We start from the raw sequence: 14,605 nt of genomic DNA, 5'->3' as shown, positions 1-14,605 counted from the left end.
GCTTCCCATGTCTGCACCTCCAGCATGACCGCCTCCGGCTCCGGCCATCTCCTGGGCAGGACAACAGGTCTTGCCTCGCCTAATTACGCGGGAACTGCCAAGGTAGTGCTAGCCAGCGCGTACCATCGCCAGCAGGTCGAGCGCGTTGTCGACCGCATGCCCGCCCATGTCGTTGTCGAAATAGCAGTAGACGTCGAGCCCGGCCGCGTCCCAGCGCCGGATCCGCCCCGCCCAGTCCGCGAGGAAGTCCGGGCCGTAGGGGTCGCGGTACGCCGCGCCGGGACCATGGAAGCGCAAATAGACGAAGGGCGCCGTCACGACCTCGGGCGCCATGAAGCCGCCGATGTCGTAGATCACCGCGGCGGCACGATGGGCCTCCAGCAGGCGGAAGACCGGGTCGGCCAGCCAGCTCCGGTCCCGGAACTCGAAGGCATAGGCGCAGCCGGGGCCGCGGGGCAGGCCATCCAGGAAGGCCGCGAGCCGGTCCGGATTCGCGCCGAACCGATCCGGCATCTGGAACAGCACCGGTCCCAGCTTGGGGCCGAGCGGGCGCACGGCCTCCACGAACTCCGCCCCCTTGGCCGGGGCGTTCAGCTTGGTCCGGTGGGAGACCAGGCGGTGCGCCTTGACCGCGAAGAGGAAGCCCGGCTCCGAGCCGTCGCGCCAGGATGCGACGTTCTCCGGCCGCGGCCAGCGGTAATGGGTGTTGTTGATCTCGACGGTGTCGAACAGCCGCTGGTAGTCCGCAAGCCCCGCGATGCGCACGCCGCCCGCGAAGACCCGGCCCTTCCAGTGGGAATACTGCCAGCCCGATGTGCCGATCCGGATCGCCATGCCGCCCGCCCGTTCCCACCCGTGGCGGAACCCGCGGCGGCAGCGCCGGTTCCGTACGGCGCCGTTCCCGTGTCCCGAAGCGGGCGCGGTCGGCGCAGAAACCGGGCGATCCGCTTCAGCCGCCGGGCGGAACCGGAACAAGCCCGTAGCGCAGCATCACCTCCGTCATCCTCGCGGGATCCGGCACGCCGGCGGCGATCAGCCCGGCGACCTCGCGGAAATAGGCAGCACCCAGAACGCCCGGCGTCAGGACTGAGAGGCAGGTCGCGGGCTCCTGGGTCTCGTTGCTGAAGCCGTGCACGACCCCGCGCCTGATGAAGACCGACTGCCCGGGCTCCAGGGGAACGTCATGGCCGTCGACGCGGAACTTCAGTGTCCCGCTGAGCCCGTACACGGTCTCGTCCCAGCTTTCGTGATAGTGGGGCACGGGCATCCGTGCGTTTGGCTGCACCGTCATCCTGAACATGTCCAGGCTTTCGCCGGTACTCTCCTTGTCGTGCAGGAACTCCAGCGTCAGGCCACCCATCCTGATGATCTCCACCACGCGCCTTCCTCCCGTGTCCCTCCCGCCGGATCAGGTCCGGGGTGCCACACGAGCCTGAACGGGATCACCTGCGATAACAAGGCGCGCAGCCGGCGGCCGGTCACTCCAGCCGGCGGCGGAACAGCCAGGCGGCGGCGCCCAGGGTGACGCAGGCGATCAGCAGCAGCGGGGCGGTGTTGGCGACGGCCTCGCCGACCGGCAGGTCCTTCAGGAACACGCCCCGGACGACGACGAGGAAGTAGCGCAGCGGGTTCACCAGCGTGACCGCCTGGAGCCAGCCCGGCATGTTCTCGATCGGCGTGGCGAAGCCCGACAGCAGCATCCCCGGCACCATGAACAGGAAGGCCCCCAGGATCGCCTGCTGCTGGGTCGCCGCCAGGGCCGAGATGAACAGGCCGAGGCCGACCACGGCCAGCAGGTAGAAGACGGCGCTGCCGTAAAGCAGCAGCAGCGAGCCGCGCAGGGGCACGCCGAAGACGAAGAGCGCGGCCAGCACGTAGACCGTGATGTGGAAGGAGCCGATCAGCATGGGCGGGATCACCTTGCCGATCAGGATCTCGTGCGTGCGCAGCGGCGAGACCATGAGCTGGTCGAAGGTCCCGAGCTCGCGCTCGCGCGCGATCGACAGGGCGGTGACCACCAGGCCGATCAGCATGGCGATGGCCGCCACCAGGTTCGGCACCATGAACCACTGGAAGGTCAGGTTCGGATTGAACCAGTTGCGCGGCACGACCCGCACTGCCGCCGACGCTGGACCGGCATGCGGGGCAGCAACCTGGGCGGCATCCGCCGCCAGCCCCTCGACGATGCCATCGAGATAGCCGGCCACGATCTGAGCGGCATTCGAGCGGCGCCCGTCCAGGATGATCTGCAGGTCGGCGGCATTCCCCGCCGCGAGATCGCGCGAGAAGCCGGAGCCGATCTGGATCGCCGCGATCGCCTCCTGCCGGTCGATGCCGGCACGCAGCGCCGCCGGCCCGTCCACGGGCCGGATGCTCCGGAAGGTCGGCGCGCCGTCCAGCCGGTGCACGAGCTCCTGCCCCCAGTAGCCGGCGTCGCGGTTCAGGATCAGCAGGTCGGCGTTCCGCACCTCCAGCGTCGCCGCGAAGGAGAAGACCATGAGCTGCACGATCGGCGGGCCAATCAGGATCACGCGGCTCCTGGGATCCCGCAGGATCGCGAGGAGCTCCTTCAGGATCAGCGCCCTGAGCCGTATCCAGGCCATCATCCGATCCTCTTGCGGGTGCTGCGCGCGGCCAGCAGGAAGAGGACGGCGCCGATCAGGAGCATCGTCGCCATGGCGCGCAGGAACATGGGCCAGACGTCGCCGGCCAGGAAGACGGTCTGCAGGCATGGGATCAGGTAGCGCGCCGGCACGATCGCCGTGATCCACTGGATCGGCCGCGGCATGGAATCGATCTCGAACAGGAAGCCCGACAGCAGGAAGGCCGGCAGGAATCCCGACAGCAGGGCGAGCTGCGAGGCCAGGAACTGGTTCTTCGTCGCGGCCGAGATCAGCAGACCCTGGCCCAGCGCCGGCATTAGGAAGCTGGCCGAGACCGCATAGAGCGCCGCGGCCGAGCCCCGGAAAGGCACGTCGAAGACCAGCACGGCGAGCAGCACGCACAGGGTCATCGAGGCGAGGCCCAGCACGAAGTAGGGCAGGATCTTGCCGGCCAGCAGCTCCGCCGCGCTGACCGGCGTCGCCATCATGGCCTCCATGGTCCCGCGCTCCCACTCCCGCGCGACGACCAGCGAGGTCAGAAGGGTTCCGACCAGCGTCATCACGATGGCGATGGAGCCGGGGACCAGGAAGTTGCGGCTGGCGAGCTCGGGGTTAAACCAGAACCGCCGCTCGACGGTGATCGCCGGGGCCCGGGGCGCCGCCTCGGCGGCCCGCTGCCGCGCCCAGGTCTCGACGACGCCCCTGGCATAGTTCTGCACGAAGCCCGCCGTGTTGGGATCGGAGCCGTCCACGATCACCTGCATGGACGGCCCCCGGGCGGAAGGCCCCTGGACGGAAGCGGCGGCGCCCGAGGCCATGTCGGCGGCGAAATCGGCGGGGATCACCAGGATTCCCCGGATCCGGCCCCGGACCAGGTCCTCCTCGAAGGCGCGGCGGTCGCGCCCGGACATGACCTCGAAATAGCGCGAGGCGCGGAAGGCCGCGGCGAGGTCCTGCGCCACCGGCGTCGATGACTCGACGACGAGGCCCACCCGGTTGCGGGTCGCGTCCAGGGACACGCCGTAGCCGAACAGGAACAGCAGCACCAGCGGCAGGGCGAAGGCGATCAGGAGGCTGCTGGGATCGCGCAGGATCTGCCGGACCTCCTTGCGGACCAGGGCGGCGAAGCGTCGCGGGCCGCGGGCGCGCCGGGGCGCGCGGCTGCCTGCACCCTGCGCGCTCATGCCGCCCCCTCCCGGCCGGCATCCCGCACCAGAGCGACGAAGGCGTCCTCCATGCTGGGATCCGGGTTCGCGGCGTCCGCGACGCGTGCCTTGAGCTCGTCGGGCGATCCCAGGGCGATGGCGCGGCCGCGGTCGATCAGCGCGATGCGGTCGCAATACTCCGCCTCGTCCATGAAGTGGGTCGTGACCAGGACGGTGACGCCCTTCTCGACGAGGCCGTTGATGTGGGTCCAGAACTCGCGCCGGGTGATGGGGTCGACGCCCGAGGTGGGCTCGTCCAGGAACAGCGCCTCGGGCTCGTGCATGACCGCGCAGGCCAGGGCCAGCCGCTGCTTGAGCCCGAGCGGCAGGAGCTTGGCCGACATGCCGGCATGGGGCGCGAGGTCGAAGATCTCCGTCATCAGCGCCGTCCGCTCGCGCCGGAGCCGGCCGCCGAGCCCGTAGGCCCCGGCGAAGAAGGCCAGGTTCTGCGCGACGCTGAGATCGCCGTAGAGCGAGAATTTCTGCGCCATGTAGCCCAGGCGGTTGCGGGCCGCCGCGCCGTCGCGGCGCAGGTCGAACCCCGCGATGCGGCCCTCGCCCCCGGTCGGCCGCAGCAGCCCGCACAGCATCTTGAAGGTCGTGGACTTGCCGGCGCCGTTGGGGCCCAGCAGGCCGAAGATCTGCCCGCGCGGGATCGCGAAGGTGATGTCGCGCGCCGCCGTGAAGTCGCCGAAGCGCTTGGTCAGGCCGCGCGCCTCGATGACCGGCCGGTCTCCGGGACCGTCGCCGGAGCCCGGGCGCGCCGCCGTCGCCTCGGCGAGCCTGGAGCGGCCGCCGGGCCCGCCGCCGAGCAGGTCGACATAGGCGTCCTCGAAGCGCGGCGGCGCGGGCTGCACGCGCGCGGGCGGCGCGGCGACCGCGGCCGGTACGGCGCCCGCGTCGCGGCCGGACGCGACCACCAGCCGGATCGCCTCGCCCTGGATCACGCCGTCGACGATACCGGGCTCGTCCAAGGCGCGCGCCAGGACCGGCCTGCGGCGACCTTCCACGCCGGAGACCTTGAAGACCCGGCCCGCGACGCGGCCGGTCAGCTCCGACGGCCTGCCGGTGAAGAGCAGCCTGCCCCGGTCGAGCAGGAGGACGCGGTCGCAGGCCTCCGCCTCGTCGAGATAGGCCGTGGACCAGACGACCCCCACCCCCTCGCCGGCGAGGCCGCGCACCATGGACCAGAGATCCCGCCGCGAGATCGGGTCCACGCCGACCCCGGGCTCGTCCAGGAGCAGGAGCCGCGGCTTGCGCAGCAGCGCGCAGGCCAGGCCGAGCTTCTGCTTCATGCCGCCCGAGAGCTTGCCCGCAAGGCGCGCGGCGAAGGGCTCGAGCCCGGTGAAGGCCAGCAGCCGGCCGAAGGCCTCGGGGCGCTCGGCACGCGGCAGGCCCCGCAGATCGGCATAGAGGTCGAGGTTCTCCCGCACCGTCAGATCCTCGTAGAGGCCGAAGCGCTGCGGCATGTACCCGATGTCGGCCTGGATCGCGGCGGCAGCGCGCCGCGCGTCGAGGCCAAAGACCTCCAGTTCGCCGCCCTCGGGGGCCATCAGCCCCGTCATCAGGCGGATCAGCGTCGTCTTGCCCGCGCCGTCCGGCCCGACCAGCCCGGTGATCTCGCCCGCGGCAACGGAGCCCGACACCGCGTCCAGGGCGGGGGCCGCGCCGCCGAAGCGCTTGGTGAGGCCGGACATGCGGACGATCTCCGCCATGGCGCGCTCACGGCCCGCGCCCGGCGGGGGTCGCGGGGTCCTCGGCCGGCACGCGCAGGGTTACCGGCATGCCCTGGCGCAGCGCGGCATCCGCGTTCTCCACGACGACCCGCAGGCGGTAGACGAGGTCGGTCCTCAGTTCCGGGGTCTCGACCGATTTCGGCGTGAACTCGGCGACCGGGGATATGAAGCCGACGCGCCCGCGATACGGCCTGTCCGGGGCCGTGTCGGTCACGACCTCGACGGTCAGGCCGGGGTGGATGCGCCCGAGATCGGGCTCGGCCACGTAGGCGCGCACCCAGACCGGCCGGTCGAGCGAGACGACGTAGACGGCATCGCCCGGCGAGACGATGGCGCCGGGCTCGCGCACCCGGGACAGCACCACGCCCTCGGCGGGCGCCTGCAGAAGCGTGTCCTGGAGCTGCGTGTCCGCCGCCGACAGGTTCGCCTCCGCCGCCTGCAGCTCGGCGCGGGCAAAGGCGATGTCCTCGCTTCGCGACCCTTCCTCGAGGAGCCGCAGCGCCGCCTGCGCCGAGGCCACCCGCGCGGCCGCCATTTCCTTGGCCGCGCGCGCCTGGTCGAGCGCGGCCTCGGGCGCCGTCCCGCGGAGCGCGAGCTGGCGCGCGCGCTCCAGCGCCAGCACGGCATTGGCGAGGTCGGCCTCGCGCTCGGCCAGGGTGGCGGCGGCCTGCGCGATCTCCGCCTTGCGGGGGCCGGCCTCGAGCCTGGCGAGGGTGGCCGCGCTGCCGGCAGCCTGCGCCGCCGCGGCGCGGCGTCCGTCCTCGTATGGGCGCGGGTCCAGCCGTGCCAGCTCCGTCCCGGCGACGACCCTGTCGCCCTCGTCCACCGCCATGCCCGCGATGCGCCCGGAGACACGGAAGCCGAGCTGGACCTGGCGGATGTCGACATTGCCGTACAGCGTCAGCCCGGCCGCGGGGCGCTCTCGCCAGCCCAGACGGGCCGGCAGGTCCAGCCGCCAGGCGACGATGCCGCCGGCCGCCACGAGCAGGGCCAGTGCCGCGGCGAGGCGCCGTCTCATGGCGGATCTCCGCCCGCACGGGTCCGCGCGGCGCCGCCGGACGCCGGGCGCCTTTCGGCGCCATCGGGTGCGAGGCTCCGCCCCATCGCGTCCAGATGGGCGGCGACGATGCCGTCCACGTCCTGGGGCTTGCCCTCGACGGCCTCGAAGGAGGTGCGCCAGACCGCCATCAGCAGGACCGGCGCGATAACGAGCCGGACCGTCGCGGCGACCGGGACCGGCCGGAACTCGCCCCGCGCGATCCCATGCTCCAGCACAGAGGAGAGCAGGGCGAAGCCCCTGCGGATCACCTCGTCGAAATAAAAGCGGGCGAGCTCTGGGAAGTTTCCGGCCTCGGCGATCATCAGCTTGGGGATCACCCCGGCGGGCGAGGTCATCATCCGGGCCGCGATGCCGCCGACGATGGATCGCAGGACCTCCAGGCTGGGCGTGGCGGGATCGGCCGCCAGCCGCTCGCCCGCCGCGATGCCGGGCACGATGGCGGTGCGCACCGCCGCCTTGAACAGCTCCTCCTTGTTCGGAAAGTACAGGTAGAGCGTGCCCTTGCTGATCCCGGCGCGCGCCGCCACGTCCTCCAGCCGCGCCGCCGCGAAGCCGCGCCGCGCGAAGACCTCCAGCGCGGCCTCCACGATCTCGTCGGGCCGCGCATCCTTGCGCCGGCGCCAGCGCGGCGCGGCGCCATTCCCCTGTCCCTCGTCCTTCGGCACGCTCATGGCGCTACCTTTTATAACTGACCAGTCAGTTATTAACATGCGCCAGGCAGCACCGTCACCTGCTCATTCGGGGGGATCGGCTGCGGGTCCGCAGATGACGCGCCCTCTGGCCCGCCTTTCGCTCGGATGCTATCGACGGCTGACGTTCTTCCGGCGGCGAGGCGACACATCCCCATGACCCCCCACCTGTTCCGGCCGATCTCCCTCGGCGACCTGCAGCTCGAGAACCGGATCGTCATAGCGCCGATGTGCCAGTACTCGCTCCGCGACGGCGAGGCCGGCGACTGGCACGTGATCCATCTCGGCCATCTGGCGCTGTCGGGCGCCGGGCTCCTGTTCATCGAGGCGACGGCGGTCGAGCCGGACGGGCGCATCAGCCCTGCCGATCTGGGCCTCTGGTCCGATGCCACCGAGGCCGCCCTGGGCCGGGTGCTGGATTCCGTGCGCCGCCATTCGGCGGTGCCCTTCGGCATCCAGATCTCCCATGCCGGGCGCAAGGGGTCGAGCCGCGCGCCCTGGGACGGCGGCGCGCAGATCCCGCTCGGCGAAGGCGGATGGACGTGCCTGGCCCCTTCGGCCGTTCCGGTGCATGCCGGCGAGCGCGAGCCCGCGGCTTTCGAGGCGCAGGACTTCGCGCGGGTGCGCGAGGCCTTCGCCGCGACCGCGCGGCGCGCCGGGCGGCTGGGCCTGGACGTCGCCGAGGTGCACGCGGCCCACGGCTACCTGCTGCACCAGTTCCTGTCGCCCCTGTCGAATCGGCGCACCGACGCCTATGGCGGCAGCTTCGAGAACCGCATGCGCTTCCCGCTGGAGGTGTTCGAGGCCGTCCGCGCGGCCTTTCCCGCAGGGCGGCCCGTGGGCGTGCGCGTCTCGGCCACCGACTGGGTCGAGGACGGCTGGAACCTGGAGCAGACCATCGCTTTCGCCCAGGCGCTGAAGGACCGGGGCTGCGACTTCATCGACGTCTCCTCGGGCGGTCTGTCGGCCCAGCAGCGGATTCCGCTGGCGCCCGGCTACCAGGTGCCCTTCGCCGATGCGGTGAAGCGCGCCACCGGCCTTCCGACGATCGCCGTCGGGCTGATCACCGAGCCAACCCAGGCCGAGACGATCCTGGCCACCGGCCAGGCCGACATGGTGGCCATCGCCCGCGGGATCCTCTACGACCCGCGCTGGCCCTGGCACGCCGCGGCCGAGCTCGGCGCGGAGATCAGGGCGCCCCGCCAGTACTGGCGCTCGCAACCGCGCCAGCACAAGGAGCTGTTCGCGGCGGCGTCCATCGACCGGCGCTGAGGCGGCCCGGGAAGAGGCCGGGAAGATCAAGGCGGCGCGGCGTCAGGCCGCGCCGACCTGGGACAGGAAGGTCTGGACGGTGCCGCGCAGGTCCTGCGTCGCGCCGATCAGCCCGTCGGCCGAGCGCACCAGCGCCCCTGTCGTCTCCCCGCTCGCCGCGGCATCGTCGGAGACGCCGGCGATCTCCCGCGTCACCTCGGCATTGCCGATGGCAGCCTCCTGGGCGTTGCGGGCGATCTCCAGGGTGGCCGCCGTCTGCTGCTCGGCCGCGCCGGCGATCACGCCCATCACCTGGTCGACCTTCAGCATTGCCCCGCCGACGGACTTCACCGCGGCGACCGCCTGATGCGTCGTCTCCTGCATGGCGGTGATCTGGGCCGTGATCTCCTCGGTCGCCTTGGCCGTCTGGTTCGCCAGGTGCTTGACCTCGTTGGCGACGACCGCGAAGCCCTTTCCGGCCTCTCCGGCGCGGGCCGCCTCGATCGTCGCGTTCAGGGCCAGCAGGTTGGTGCGCGCGGCGATGTCGTTGATCAGGCTCACGACGTCCCCGATGCGCCCCGCCGCCTCGGCGAGGCCCGAGATGGTGCGGTCCGCGCCGTCGACGGCCTCCACCCCCTCGCGGCTGACGCGTCCGGCATCGCTGATCTGGAACTGGATCTCGCGGATCGAGGCCGACAGCTCCTCGGTCGCGGCCGCCACGGTCTCGACATTGGCCGAGGCCTGCTGGGCCGAGGCGGCGACGGTGGAGCTCTGCTGCACGGCCCGGGTCGCGGCCGAGCTCAGGGCGGAGGAGACGTCCTGGACCTGGTGCGCTGCGGTGTCGACCGTGGACATCACGCGCGACACCGCGGAGTCGAACTCCTGGGTGAGCTGCGCCAGCACCTTCGCGCGGCTGGCCTCGCGGGCATGCGAGGCGGCCTGCTCCTCGCCCAGGCGGCGCGCCTCGACCAGCCCGGTCCTGAAGACCTCCACCGCGCGGGCCATGACGCCGACCTCGTCGCCGCGACCGGCGCCGGGGATCTCCACCCCCAGATCGCCGCGGGACAGCGCCTCCATGGCGGAGGTCATGCGGCGGATCGGCAGGGACACGCCGCGGCTGACCATCAGGACGATCACGCCCAGCGCCAGGACGAACAGCACCGCCGTGACCGCGAGCACCTTCACCTGGCCCATGCGGAAGCCACCGGTGCGGATGTCGAGAAGCCGGTCGAGCTCGCGCGAAGTCGTGGCGAGGAAGGAGGCGGAGGCGAGCATGGCCTCGGCCTCGGCGCCGGCGACGGCGCCCGGCTCCAGCGCGACCCTCCCGCTGCCGGCCAGCAGCCCGCGGTCCAGCGTCTCCATCAGGCGGCGGACCGCCTGGTCCGCCGACCGGTATCCCGCGTCCAGATTGGCGCGCAGGGAGCCGTCGGCATTGGCGCGATAGCCGGAATCCACCGAGGCGGCGATCCCCTCGACCAGGGCCGACAGGCCGCCCTTCTGGATCAGGTACTCGGTGCGCTCCTCGGCATCGAGCGCGCCGTCGGCGGCCAGGGCGGCCGCCAGCGTCGCCATGCCGCCGATGCGGTCCAGAAGGTCCGGACCTTTGATCAGCACGATGTCCATGGCGTAGTAGCTGTCGAGGTCGGGGTCGAGGATCAGGTTCGACTTGTCCCCGACCCGCACCACCAGCGCGCGCAGCGCGGCCAGCGCCGCCTCCCCCGCCTCGGCGGAGGGCCTGCCCCCGAGCGCCGCGACCTTCCCGGCCAGCTCGGCCGAGAGGGCGGCGCTGTCCATGCCCTGGCCATGCGCTGCCTCGGCCGCGCGCAGCGCCGGCACGATCCCTGTCGCGCCCGCCGCATCGCCGGTCCGCAGCCGCGCGTGCAGCGCGGTCTGCGCCTCGCGCAGCGCGGTCAGGTAGGCGTTGCCCTGCCGTTCCTTCAGGGCGAAGTCGATCGCGATGTTCTGCTGGGCGACCAGGCTGTACAGCAGATAGGCGACCGGCAGCAGGAACAGCGCGTAGGCGAGGAAGAGACGTCGGCCGAGATCGAGCTTCGCGATGGACATGGCTGCGTCGGTCCTTGGCGCGGGACCATGATGCCCCGTGGAGGCGGGATGCGTGGCGGTCCAGTGACCACGCCAGCAATCGGAAGACAGGATAGTCCTGCGAAGTTTACTCGAAGTTTAACGCTTCGCCCGTCCAGGCCAGTTCAGGCCATGGCGTCCAGCAAGGCCCGCTGCATCTCGTCCGCCGCGCGCACGGTGCGAAGATTTGCCTGATAGGCCCGGAGCGAGATCTTCTGCTGCACGATTTCTTGCGCGGCGTCCACGTTCGGCGCGCCGACGACCCCGTCCGCGCCGGCCTCCGGCGAGCGGGGATCGTACTCAGCCAGGAAGGCCGGAACCGAAGGGCGCACGCCCGCGACGGTGCCCGCGCCGGCGCCGCCGGGCAGCGTACGGCTCTGCTGCACCGCTTGGACAGGCCGGTATGGATCGGTCTCCGACGGCGCGGCGCCTGCCGCCGGAAGCTGCCCACGGGTGCGCATGTTGGCCGTGTTTCCGGCGCTCGCGGCGAGGCGCACGGTCTGCGCCTGAGCGCCCGACAGGGCGATGGAAAGGGCGTCGGCCATGACGGAACGCTAGCACGGCCGGCGCGTGCCCGCCAGGGAGAGCTCAACCGGAACGGGCCGGCCGAGTGGTGGGGTGGCCGGGGCGGGGCGACCGGCCACGCCGCGCCGGCTCAGGAGCGCGGCAGGGTGATCGTGAAGAGCGCCCCGGCGATGCCGCCATCCTGGGCGCGGCGGTTCTCGGCCCGGATGGTCCCGCCATGCGCCTCGACGATCTGGCGCGAGATGCTGAGCCCGAGCCCGGAATGGGTCCCGAACTTCTCGCCCCGTGGGCGCTCGGTGTAAAAGCGATCGAAGATCGCCTCCAGCTTGCCCTCGGGGATGCCGGGCCCCTCGTCGGCCACCGTAATGGCGACCCGGTCGCCGAGATCCCGCGCGCCCAGCGTCACGGTGCCCCCGTGCGGCGAGAACGACAGCGCGTTGGCGATCAGGTTCCGCAGCACCTGCACCAGCCGGCCCTCGAGCCCCTGCACCGTCAGGTCGCCGCCCTCGGGCAGGTCGAGCGCGAGGCGCGGCGCCGCCTCCGCCTCGCCGGAGCGCATGTCCTCGTGCATGTCGGCCAGCATGCGCAGGACGCGCCTCAGGTCCACGGGCTCCACCGATGCGCGGCTGAGCTCGGCATCCAGGCGCGAGGCATCCGAGATGTCGCTGATCAGCCGGTCAAGCCGGCGCACGTCGTCCTCGATGATCTCCATCAGCCGGGCGCGGCGCGACGGATCGGTCACGCGCGCCGCGGTCTCGACCGCGCTGCGCAGCGAGGTCAGCGGGTTCTTGATCTCATGCGAGACGTCTGCCGCGAAGCGCTCGATGGCGTCGAGCCGCGCCCACAGCGCCTCGGTCATGTCGCGCAGCGCGCGCGACAGGTCCCCGATCTCGTCGTGGCGGCCGGTGAAGTCGGGGATCGCGGTATGGCGCCCATGGCCGCGGCGCACCTGGTCCGCCGCCTGCGCGAGGCGGCGGATCGGCCGCCCGATGGCGCCCGCGAGGTAGAAGGACAGGAGGACCGTCACGCCCAGGGCGACGGCGAAGATCTTCAGGATGTCGAGGCGGACCTGGCGCACCGCCCTGTCGATCTCGCCGCCCGAGCGCGACAGCAGCACCGCGCCCAGCACCTGCTTGAAGCGCTGCACCGGCACCGCGACCGTCAGGACGAGCTGGCCCTGGGCCGTGGACCACACGGCCGAGGCCGGCTCGCCGGCCAGTGCCCGGGCGATGTCGCGGCGCTGCGCGTCCATCTGCAGCCGGTGCTCGCCATAGACCGGCAGGTCGCGCCGGCGCGGCAGGAGGGCGGTCACCAGCCGGTCATAGGTGTCGACCAGCCATTCGCCCAGCGACGGGGTCTCGTCCGGCGCCGGAAGCCGCTCCACCTGGATCACGCCGTCGGTGCCCATGAGCTGGCGGCTGTCGGCGAGCAGCGTGCCGTCGATGCCGTAAAGGCGCGTGCGCGTCTCCGTCGTCTCCACCAGGCGCCGGATCATCAGCCGCGCCTGCTCCGGCGAGAGGGCGCCCTCCTCCTCGCCCTCGCGCGCGACGGCCCCCTCGCCGAGCGCCCCGGCGAAGATCCGCCCCTCGACGCGGAGCGCATCGAGCTCGGCCTCGATCAGCCGGTCCTGGTAGCGGCCGAGATAGAGCAGCCCGCCCACCAGCATGGCGAGCGCCAGGACGTTGACCGCCAGGATCCGCAGCGTCAGCGGCGAGACGAGCGGCCGGCAGCGCCGGCCCGCCCGGCGCTCCGACGCCGCCGCGGGGGAGAGGCCCGGCGCCGCGGCTTCCGCGGGCGCCGCGTCGCGCCGGGGCCAGGCCAGCGCCATGGCGGCTCAACCTTCGCGGTAGCGGTAGCCGACGCCGTAGAGCGTCTCGATCTGCGCGAAGTCGGGATCGACCGTCTTGAACTTCTTGCGCAGCCGCTTGACGTGGCTGTCGATGGTCCGGTCGTCCACGTAGACGTGCTCGCCATAGGCCGCGTCCATCAGCTGGTCACGGCTCTTCACGTGGCCCGGCCTCTGGGCCAGGGCCTTGACCAGAAGGAACTCGGTCACCGTCAGCTCGACCTGCTGGTCGCGCCACAGGCAGCTGTGCCGCGCGGAGTCGAGCACCAGGTCGCCGCGCACCATGATGCTGCCGGGATCGCCCGCAGCCTTGCTGTCGGCCAGGGTGCCGCGGCGGAGCAGCGCGCGGATCCGCTCGATCAGCAGGCGCTGGCTGAAGGGTTTCTTGATGTAGTCGTCGGCGCCCATGCGCAGGCCGAGCACCTCGTCGACCTCGTCGTCCTTCGAGGTCAGGAAGATCACCGGCATGGCCGATCCCTGGCGCAGCCGGGACAGCAGCTCCATCCCGTCCATGCGCGGCATCTTGATGTCGAGCACCGCCAGGTCCGCGGGGCGCGTCGACAGTCCGCGCAGCGCCTCGTCCCCGTCCGCGTAGGTGCGCACCTCGTATCCTTCGGCCTCCAGTGCCATGGAGACCGAGGTCAGGATGTTGCGGTCGTCGTCGACCAGGGCGATCGTCTGCGCCATCGAATCCCTCCTGGGCGGTATGGAACAATTCCTCCGACCCGGGTATCTACCCCTTTGCGGCGGCAAATTCGTGCTTCAATGTGGCACGATCACGGCGATGCTGGGCAGGCCCTGCCGCGGCGCCTGCCCGAATGCACTGCGAACGCCGACCGGACCATCCTGCCATGACCACCGCGCCGACGCCGAGCCCTGCCGAGGCCAGTCCTGCCGAGACCGCCCGCCGCGTGATGCGGCGCTGCGACCGGGCCGCGCTCGCCACGGCCCAGGCGGATGCCGCGGGCTGGCCGCTGCCGTCCCTGGTGCTGGTGGGGTTCGACCTCGACGCGGCGCCGCTGCTGCTGGTCTCCGACTTGGCGGAGCATGCGCGTAATATCAAGGCCGACGACCGGCTCGGCCTCCTTTTCGACGGCACGGCCGGCCTGGCCGAGCCGCTGACCGGCCCCCGCGTCTCGGTGCTCGGCCGCGCCGAGCCGGCCGAGGAGCCGCGGCTGGCCGAGCGCTACCTGGCGCGGCACCCCGGCGCCCGCTTCTACGCGGGCTTCGGGGATTTCCGTTTCCTGCGCGTGCGGATCGAGCGGGCTCATCTGGTGGCGGGGTTCGGGCGCATCCACTGGATCGACGGGCGCGACATTCTGCTCCCCCGACCGCTGACGGAAGGACTGGCCCAAAGTGAGGCTGGTATCGTAGAGCACATGAACGAAGATCACGCCGATGCGGTGGATCTCTATGCGAACGAGCTGCTCGGGCGCGGCGGCGAGGGATGGCGGATGGTCGGCATCGATCCGGAGGGCTGCGACCTCCGGCGCGAGGCCGAGCTGGCGAGGCTCGAGTTCGATACCCCCGTCACGGACCCGAAAGCGGCCCGGACGGAACTCGTTCGACTTGTGAACCACGCCCGCTCCAGGCGGGCATAATAAAACA

Annotated in this window: 13 protein-coding genes; 2 read left to right on the top strand and 11 right to left on the bottom strand. The window is 72.0% G+C overall.

Translation table 11 applies throughout. From position 1 onward, the window contains the following. Nucleotides 1-108 precede the first annotated feature (108 nt). The 7 genes from JUB13_RS29795 to JUB13_RS29765 form a co-directional block, all read right to left on the bottom strand. Nucleotides 109-834, bottom strand: coding sequence for a DUF72 domain-containing protein (locus JUB13_RS29795; protein WP_207485891.1), 726 nt, complete (start codon nt 832-834; stop codon nt 109-111). Between the two features lie 115 nt (nt 835-949). Beyond that, complete coding sequence (locus tag JUB13_RS29790) at nt 950-1,378, bottom strand: cupin domain-containing protein (protein ID WP_207485890.1); 429 nt, start codon at nt 1,376-1,378, stop codon at nt 950-952. A 100-nt stretch (nt 1,379-1,478) separates the two neighbouring features. Further along, nucleotides 1,479-2,606, bottom strand: coding sequence for an ABC transporter permease (locus tag JUB13_RS29785; protein ID WP_207485889.1), 1,128 nt, complete (start codon nt 2,604-2,606; stop codon nt 1,479-1,481). Further along, nucleotides 2,603-3,787 carry an ABC transporter permease gene (locus JUB13_RS29780; RefSeq protein WP_207485888.1) on the bottom strand — a complete coding sequence of 395 codons (1,185 nt, stop codon included), beginning with the start codon at nt 3,785-3,787 and terminating at the stop codon, nt 2,603-2,605. Before JUB13_RS29780 ends, JUB13_RS29785 begins: the two co-directional genes overlap by 4 nt. Then, nucleotides 3,784-5,523, bottom strand: a complete 1,740-nt coding sequence (locus tag JUB13_RS29775) for an ATP-binding cassette domain-containing protein (protein ID WP_207485887.1) — start codon at nt 5,521-5,523, stop codon at nt 3,784-3,786. The genes JUB13_RS29780 and JUB13_RS29775 overlap by 4 nt, the downstream gene beginning before the upstream one ends. 7 nt (nt 5,524-5,530) lie before the next feature. After that, the gene (gene hlyD / locus JUB13_RS29770; RefSeq protein ID WP_207485886.1) at nt 5,531-6,562 is read right to left on the bottom strand and encodes a secretion protein HlyD; all 1,032 of its coding nucleotides are present in this window, start codon (nt 6,560-6,562) and stop codon (nt 5,531-5,533) included. After that, a complete protein-coding gene (locus JUB13_RS29765; RefSeq protein ID WP_211115682.1) occupies nt 6,559-7,275 on the bottom strand; it encodes a TetR/AcrR family transcriptional regulator in 717 nt (238 codons plus the stop codon). The genes hlyD and JUB13_RS29765 overlap by 4 nt, the downstream gene beginning before the upstream one ends. 174 nt (nt 7,276-7,449) lie before the next feature. Between JUB13_RS29765 and JUB13_RS29760 the strand changes: the two genes are divergently transcribed. Further along, nucleotides 7,450-8,565 (top strand): NADH:flavin oxidoreductase/NADH oxidase, encoded by a 1,116-nt coding sequence (locus JUB13_RS29760; protein WP_207485885.1) that lies wholly within the window; start codon nt 7,450-7,452, stop codon nt 8,563-8,565. A gap of 42 nt (nt 8,566-8,607) precedes the next feature. Here the strand turns inward: JUB13_RS29760 and JUB13_RS29755 are convergent, their stop codons facing one another. From JUB13_RS29755 to JUB13_RS29740, 4 genes are all read right to left on the bottom strand, one after another. Beyond that, a complete protein-coding gene (locus JUB13_RS29755) occupies nt 8,608-10,608 on the bottom strand; it encodes a methyl-accepting chemotaxis protein (protein ID WP_207485884.1) in 2,001 nt (666 codons plus the stop codon). A 143-nt stretch (nt 10,609-10,751) separates the two neighbouring features. Continuing rightward, nucleotides 10,752-11,171 carry a flagellar basal body rod protein FlgC gene (locus JUB13_RS29750; RefSeq protein WP_207485883.1) on the bottom strand — a complete coding sequence of 140 codons (420 nt, stop codon included), beginning with the start codon at nt 11,169-11,171 and terminating at the stop codon, nt 10,752-10,754. Nucleotides 11,172-11,281: 110 nt separating this feature from the next. Beyond that, nucleotides 11,282-12,979, bottom strand: coding sequence for a stimulus-sensing domain-containing protein (locus tag JUB13_RS29745; RefSeq protein WP_207485882.1), 1,698 nt, complete (start codon nt 12,977-12,979; stop codon nt 11,282-11,284). 6 nt (nt 12,980-12,985) lie between these two features. Further along, nucleotides 12,986-13,684, bottom strand: coding sequence for a response regulator transcription factor (locus JUB13_RS29740; RefSeq protein WP_207485881.1), 699 nt, complete (start codon nt 13,682-13,684; stop codon nt 12,986-12,988). A 164-nt stretch (nt 13,685-13,848) separates the two neighbouring features. Between JUB13_RS29740 and JUB13_RS29735 the strand changes: the two genes are divergently transcribed. Continuing rightward, the gene (locus JUB13_RS29735; RefSeq protein WP_207485880.1) at nt 13,849-14,598 is read left to right on the top strand and encodes a HugZ family pyridoxamine 5'-phosphate oxidase; all 750 of its coding nucleotides are present in this window, start codon (nt 13,849-13,851) and stop codon (nt 14,596-14,598) included. The last annotated feature ends 7 nt before the right edge of the window (nt 14,599-14,605 follow it).

It is taken from the genome of Arenibaculum pallidiluteum (assembly GCF_017355985.1).
Taxonomy (GTDB): Bacteria; Pseudomonadota; Alphaproteobacteria; order Azospirillales; family Azospirillaceae; genus Arenibaculum; species Arenibaculum pallidiluteum.
This window is presented reverse-complemented; position numbering and strand designations above follow the sequence as displayed.

Excerpts from the sequence above, each read along its gene's own strand:
- JUB13_RS29795 (WP_207485891.1), bottom strand. The coding sequence starts at position 834 with ATGGCGATCCGGATCGGCACATCGGGCTGGCAGTATTCCCACTGGAAG.
- JUB13_RS29785 (WP_207485889.1), bottom strand. The coding sequence starts at position 2,606 with ATGATGGCCTGGATACGGCTCAGGGCGCTGATCCTGAAGGAGCTCCTC.
- JUB13_RS29780 (WP_207485888.1), bottom strand. The coding sequence starts at position 3,787 with ATGAGCGCGCAGGGTGCAGGCAGCCGCGCGCCCCGGCGCGCCCGCGGC.
- JUB13_RS29775 (WP_207485887.1), bottom strand. The coding sequence starts at position 5,523 with ATGGCGGAGATCGTCCGCATGTCCGGCCTCACCAAGCGCTTCGGCGGC.
- hlyD (WP_207485886.1), bottom strand. The coding sequence starts at position 6,562 with ATGAGACGGCGCCTCGCCGCGGCACTGGCCCTGCTCGTGGCGGCCGGC.
- JUB13_RS29765 (WP_211115682.1), bottom strand. The coding sequence starts at position 7,275 with ATGAGCGTGCCGAAGGACGAGGGACAGGGGAATGGCGCCGCGCCGCGC.
- JUB13_RS29760 (WP_207485885.1), top strand. The coding sequence starts at position 7,450 with ATGACCCCCCACCTGTTCCGGCCGATCTCCCTCGGCGACCTGCAGCTC.
- JUB13_RS29755 (WP_207485884.1), bottom strand. The coding sequence starts at position 10,608 with ATGTCCATCGCGAAGCTCGATCTCGGCCGACGTCTCTTCCTCGCCTAC.
- JUB13_RS29750 (WP_207485883.1), bottom strand. The coding sequence starts at position 11,171 with ATGGCCGACGCCCTTTCCATCGCCCTGTCGGGCGCTCAGGCGCAGACC.
- JUB13_RS29745 (WP_207485882.1), bottom strand. The coding sequence starts at position 12,979 with ATGGCGCTGGCCTGGCCCCGGCGCGACGCGGCGCCCGCGGAAGCCGCG.
- JUB13_RS29740 (WP_207485881.1), bottom strand. The coding sequence starts at position 13,684 with ATGGCGCAGACGATCGCCCTGGTCGACGACGACCGCAACATCCTGACC.
- JUB13_RS29735 (WP_207485880.1), top strand. The coding sequence starts at position 13,849 with ATGACCACCGCGCCGACGCCGAGCCCTGCCGAGGCCAGTCCTGCCGAG.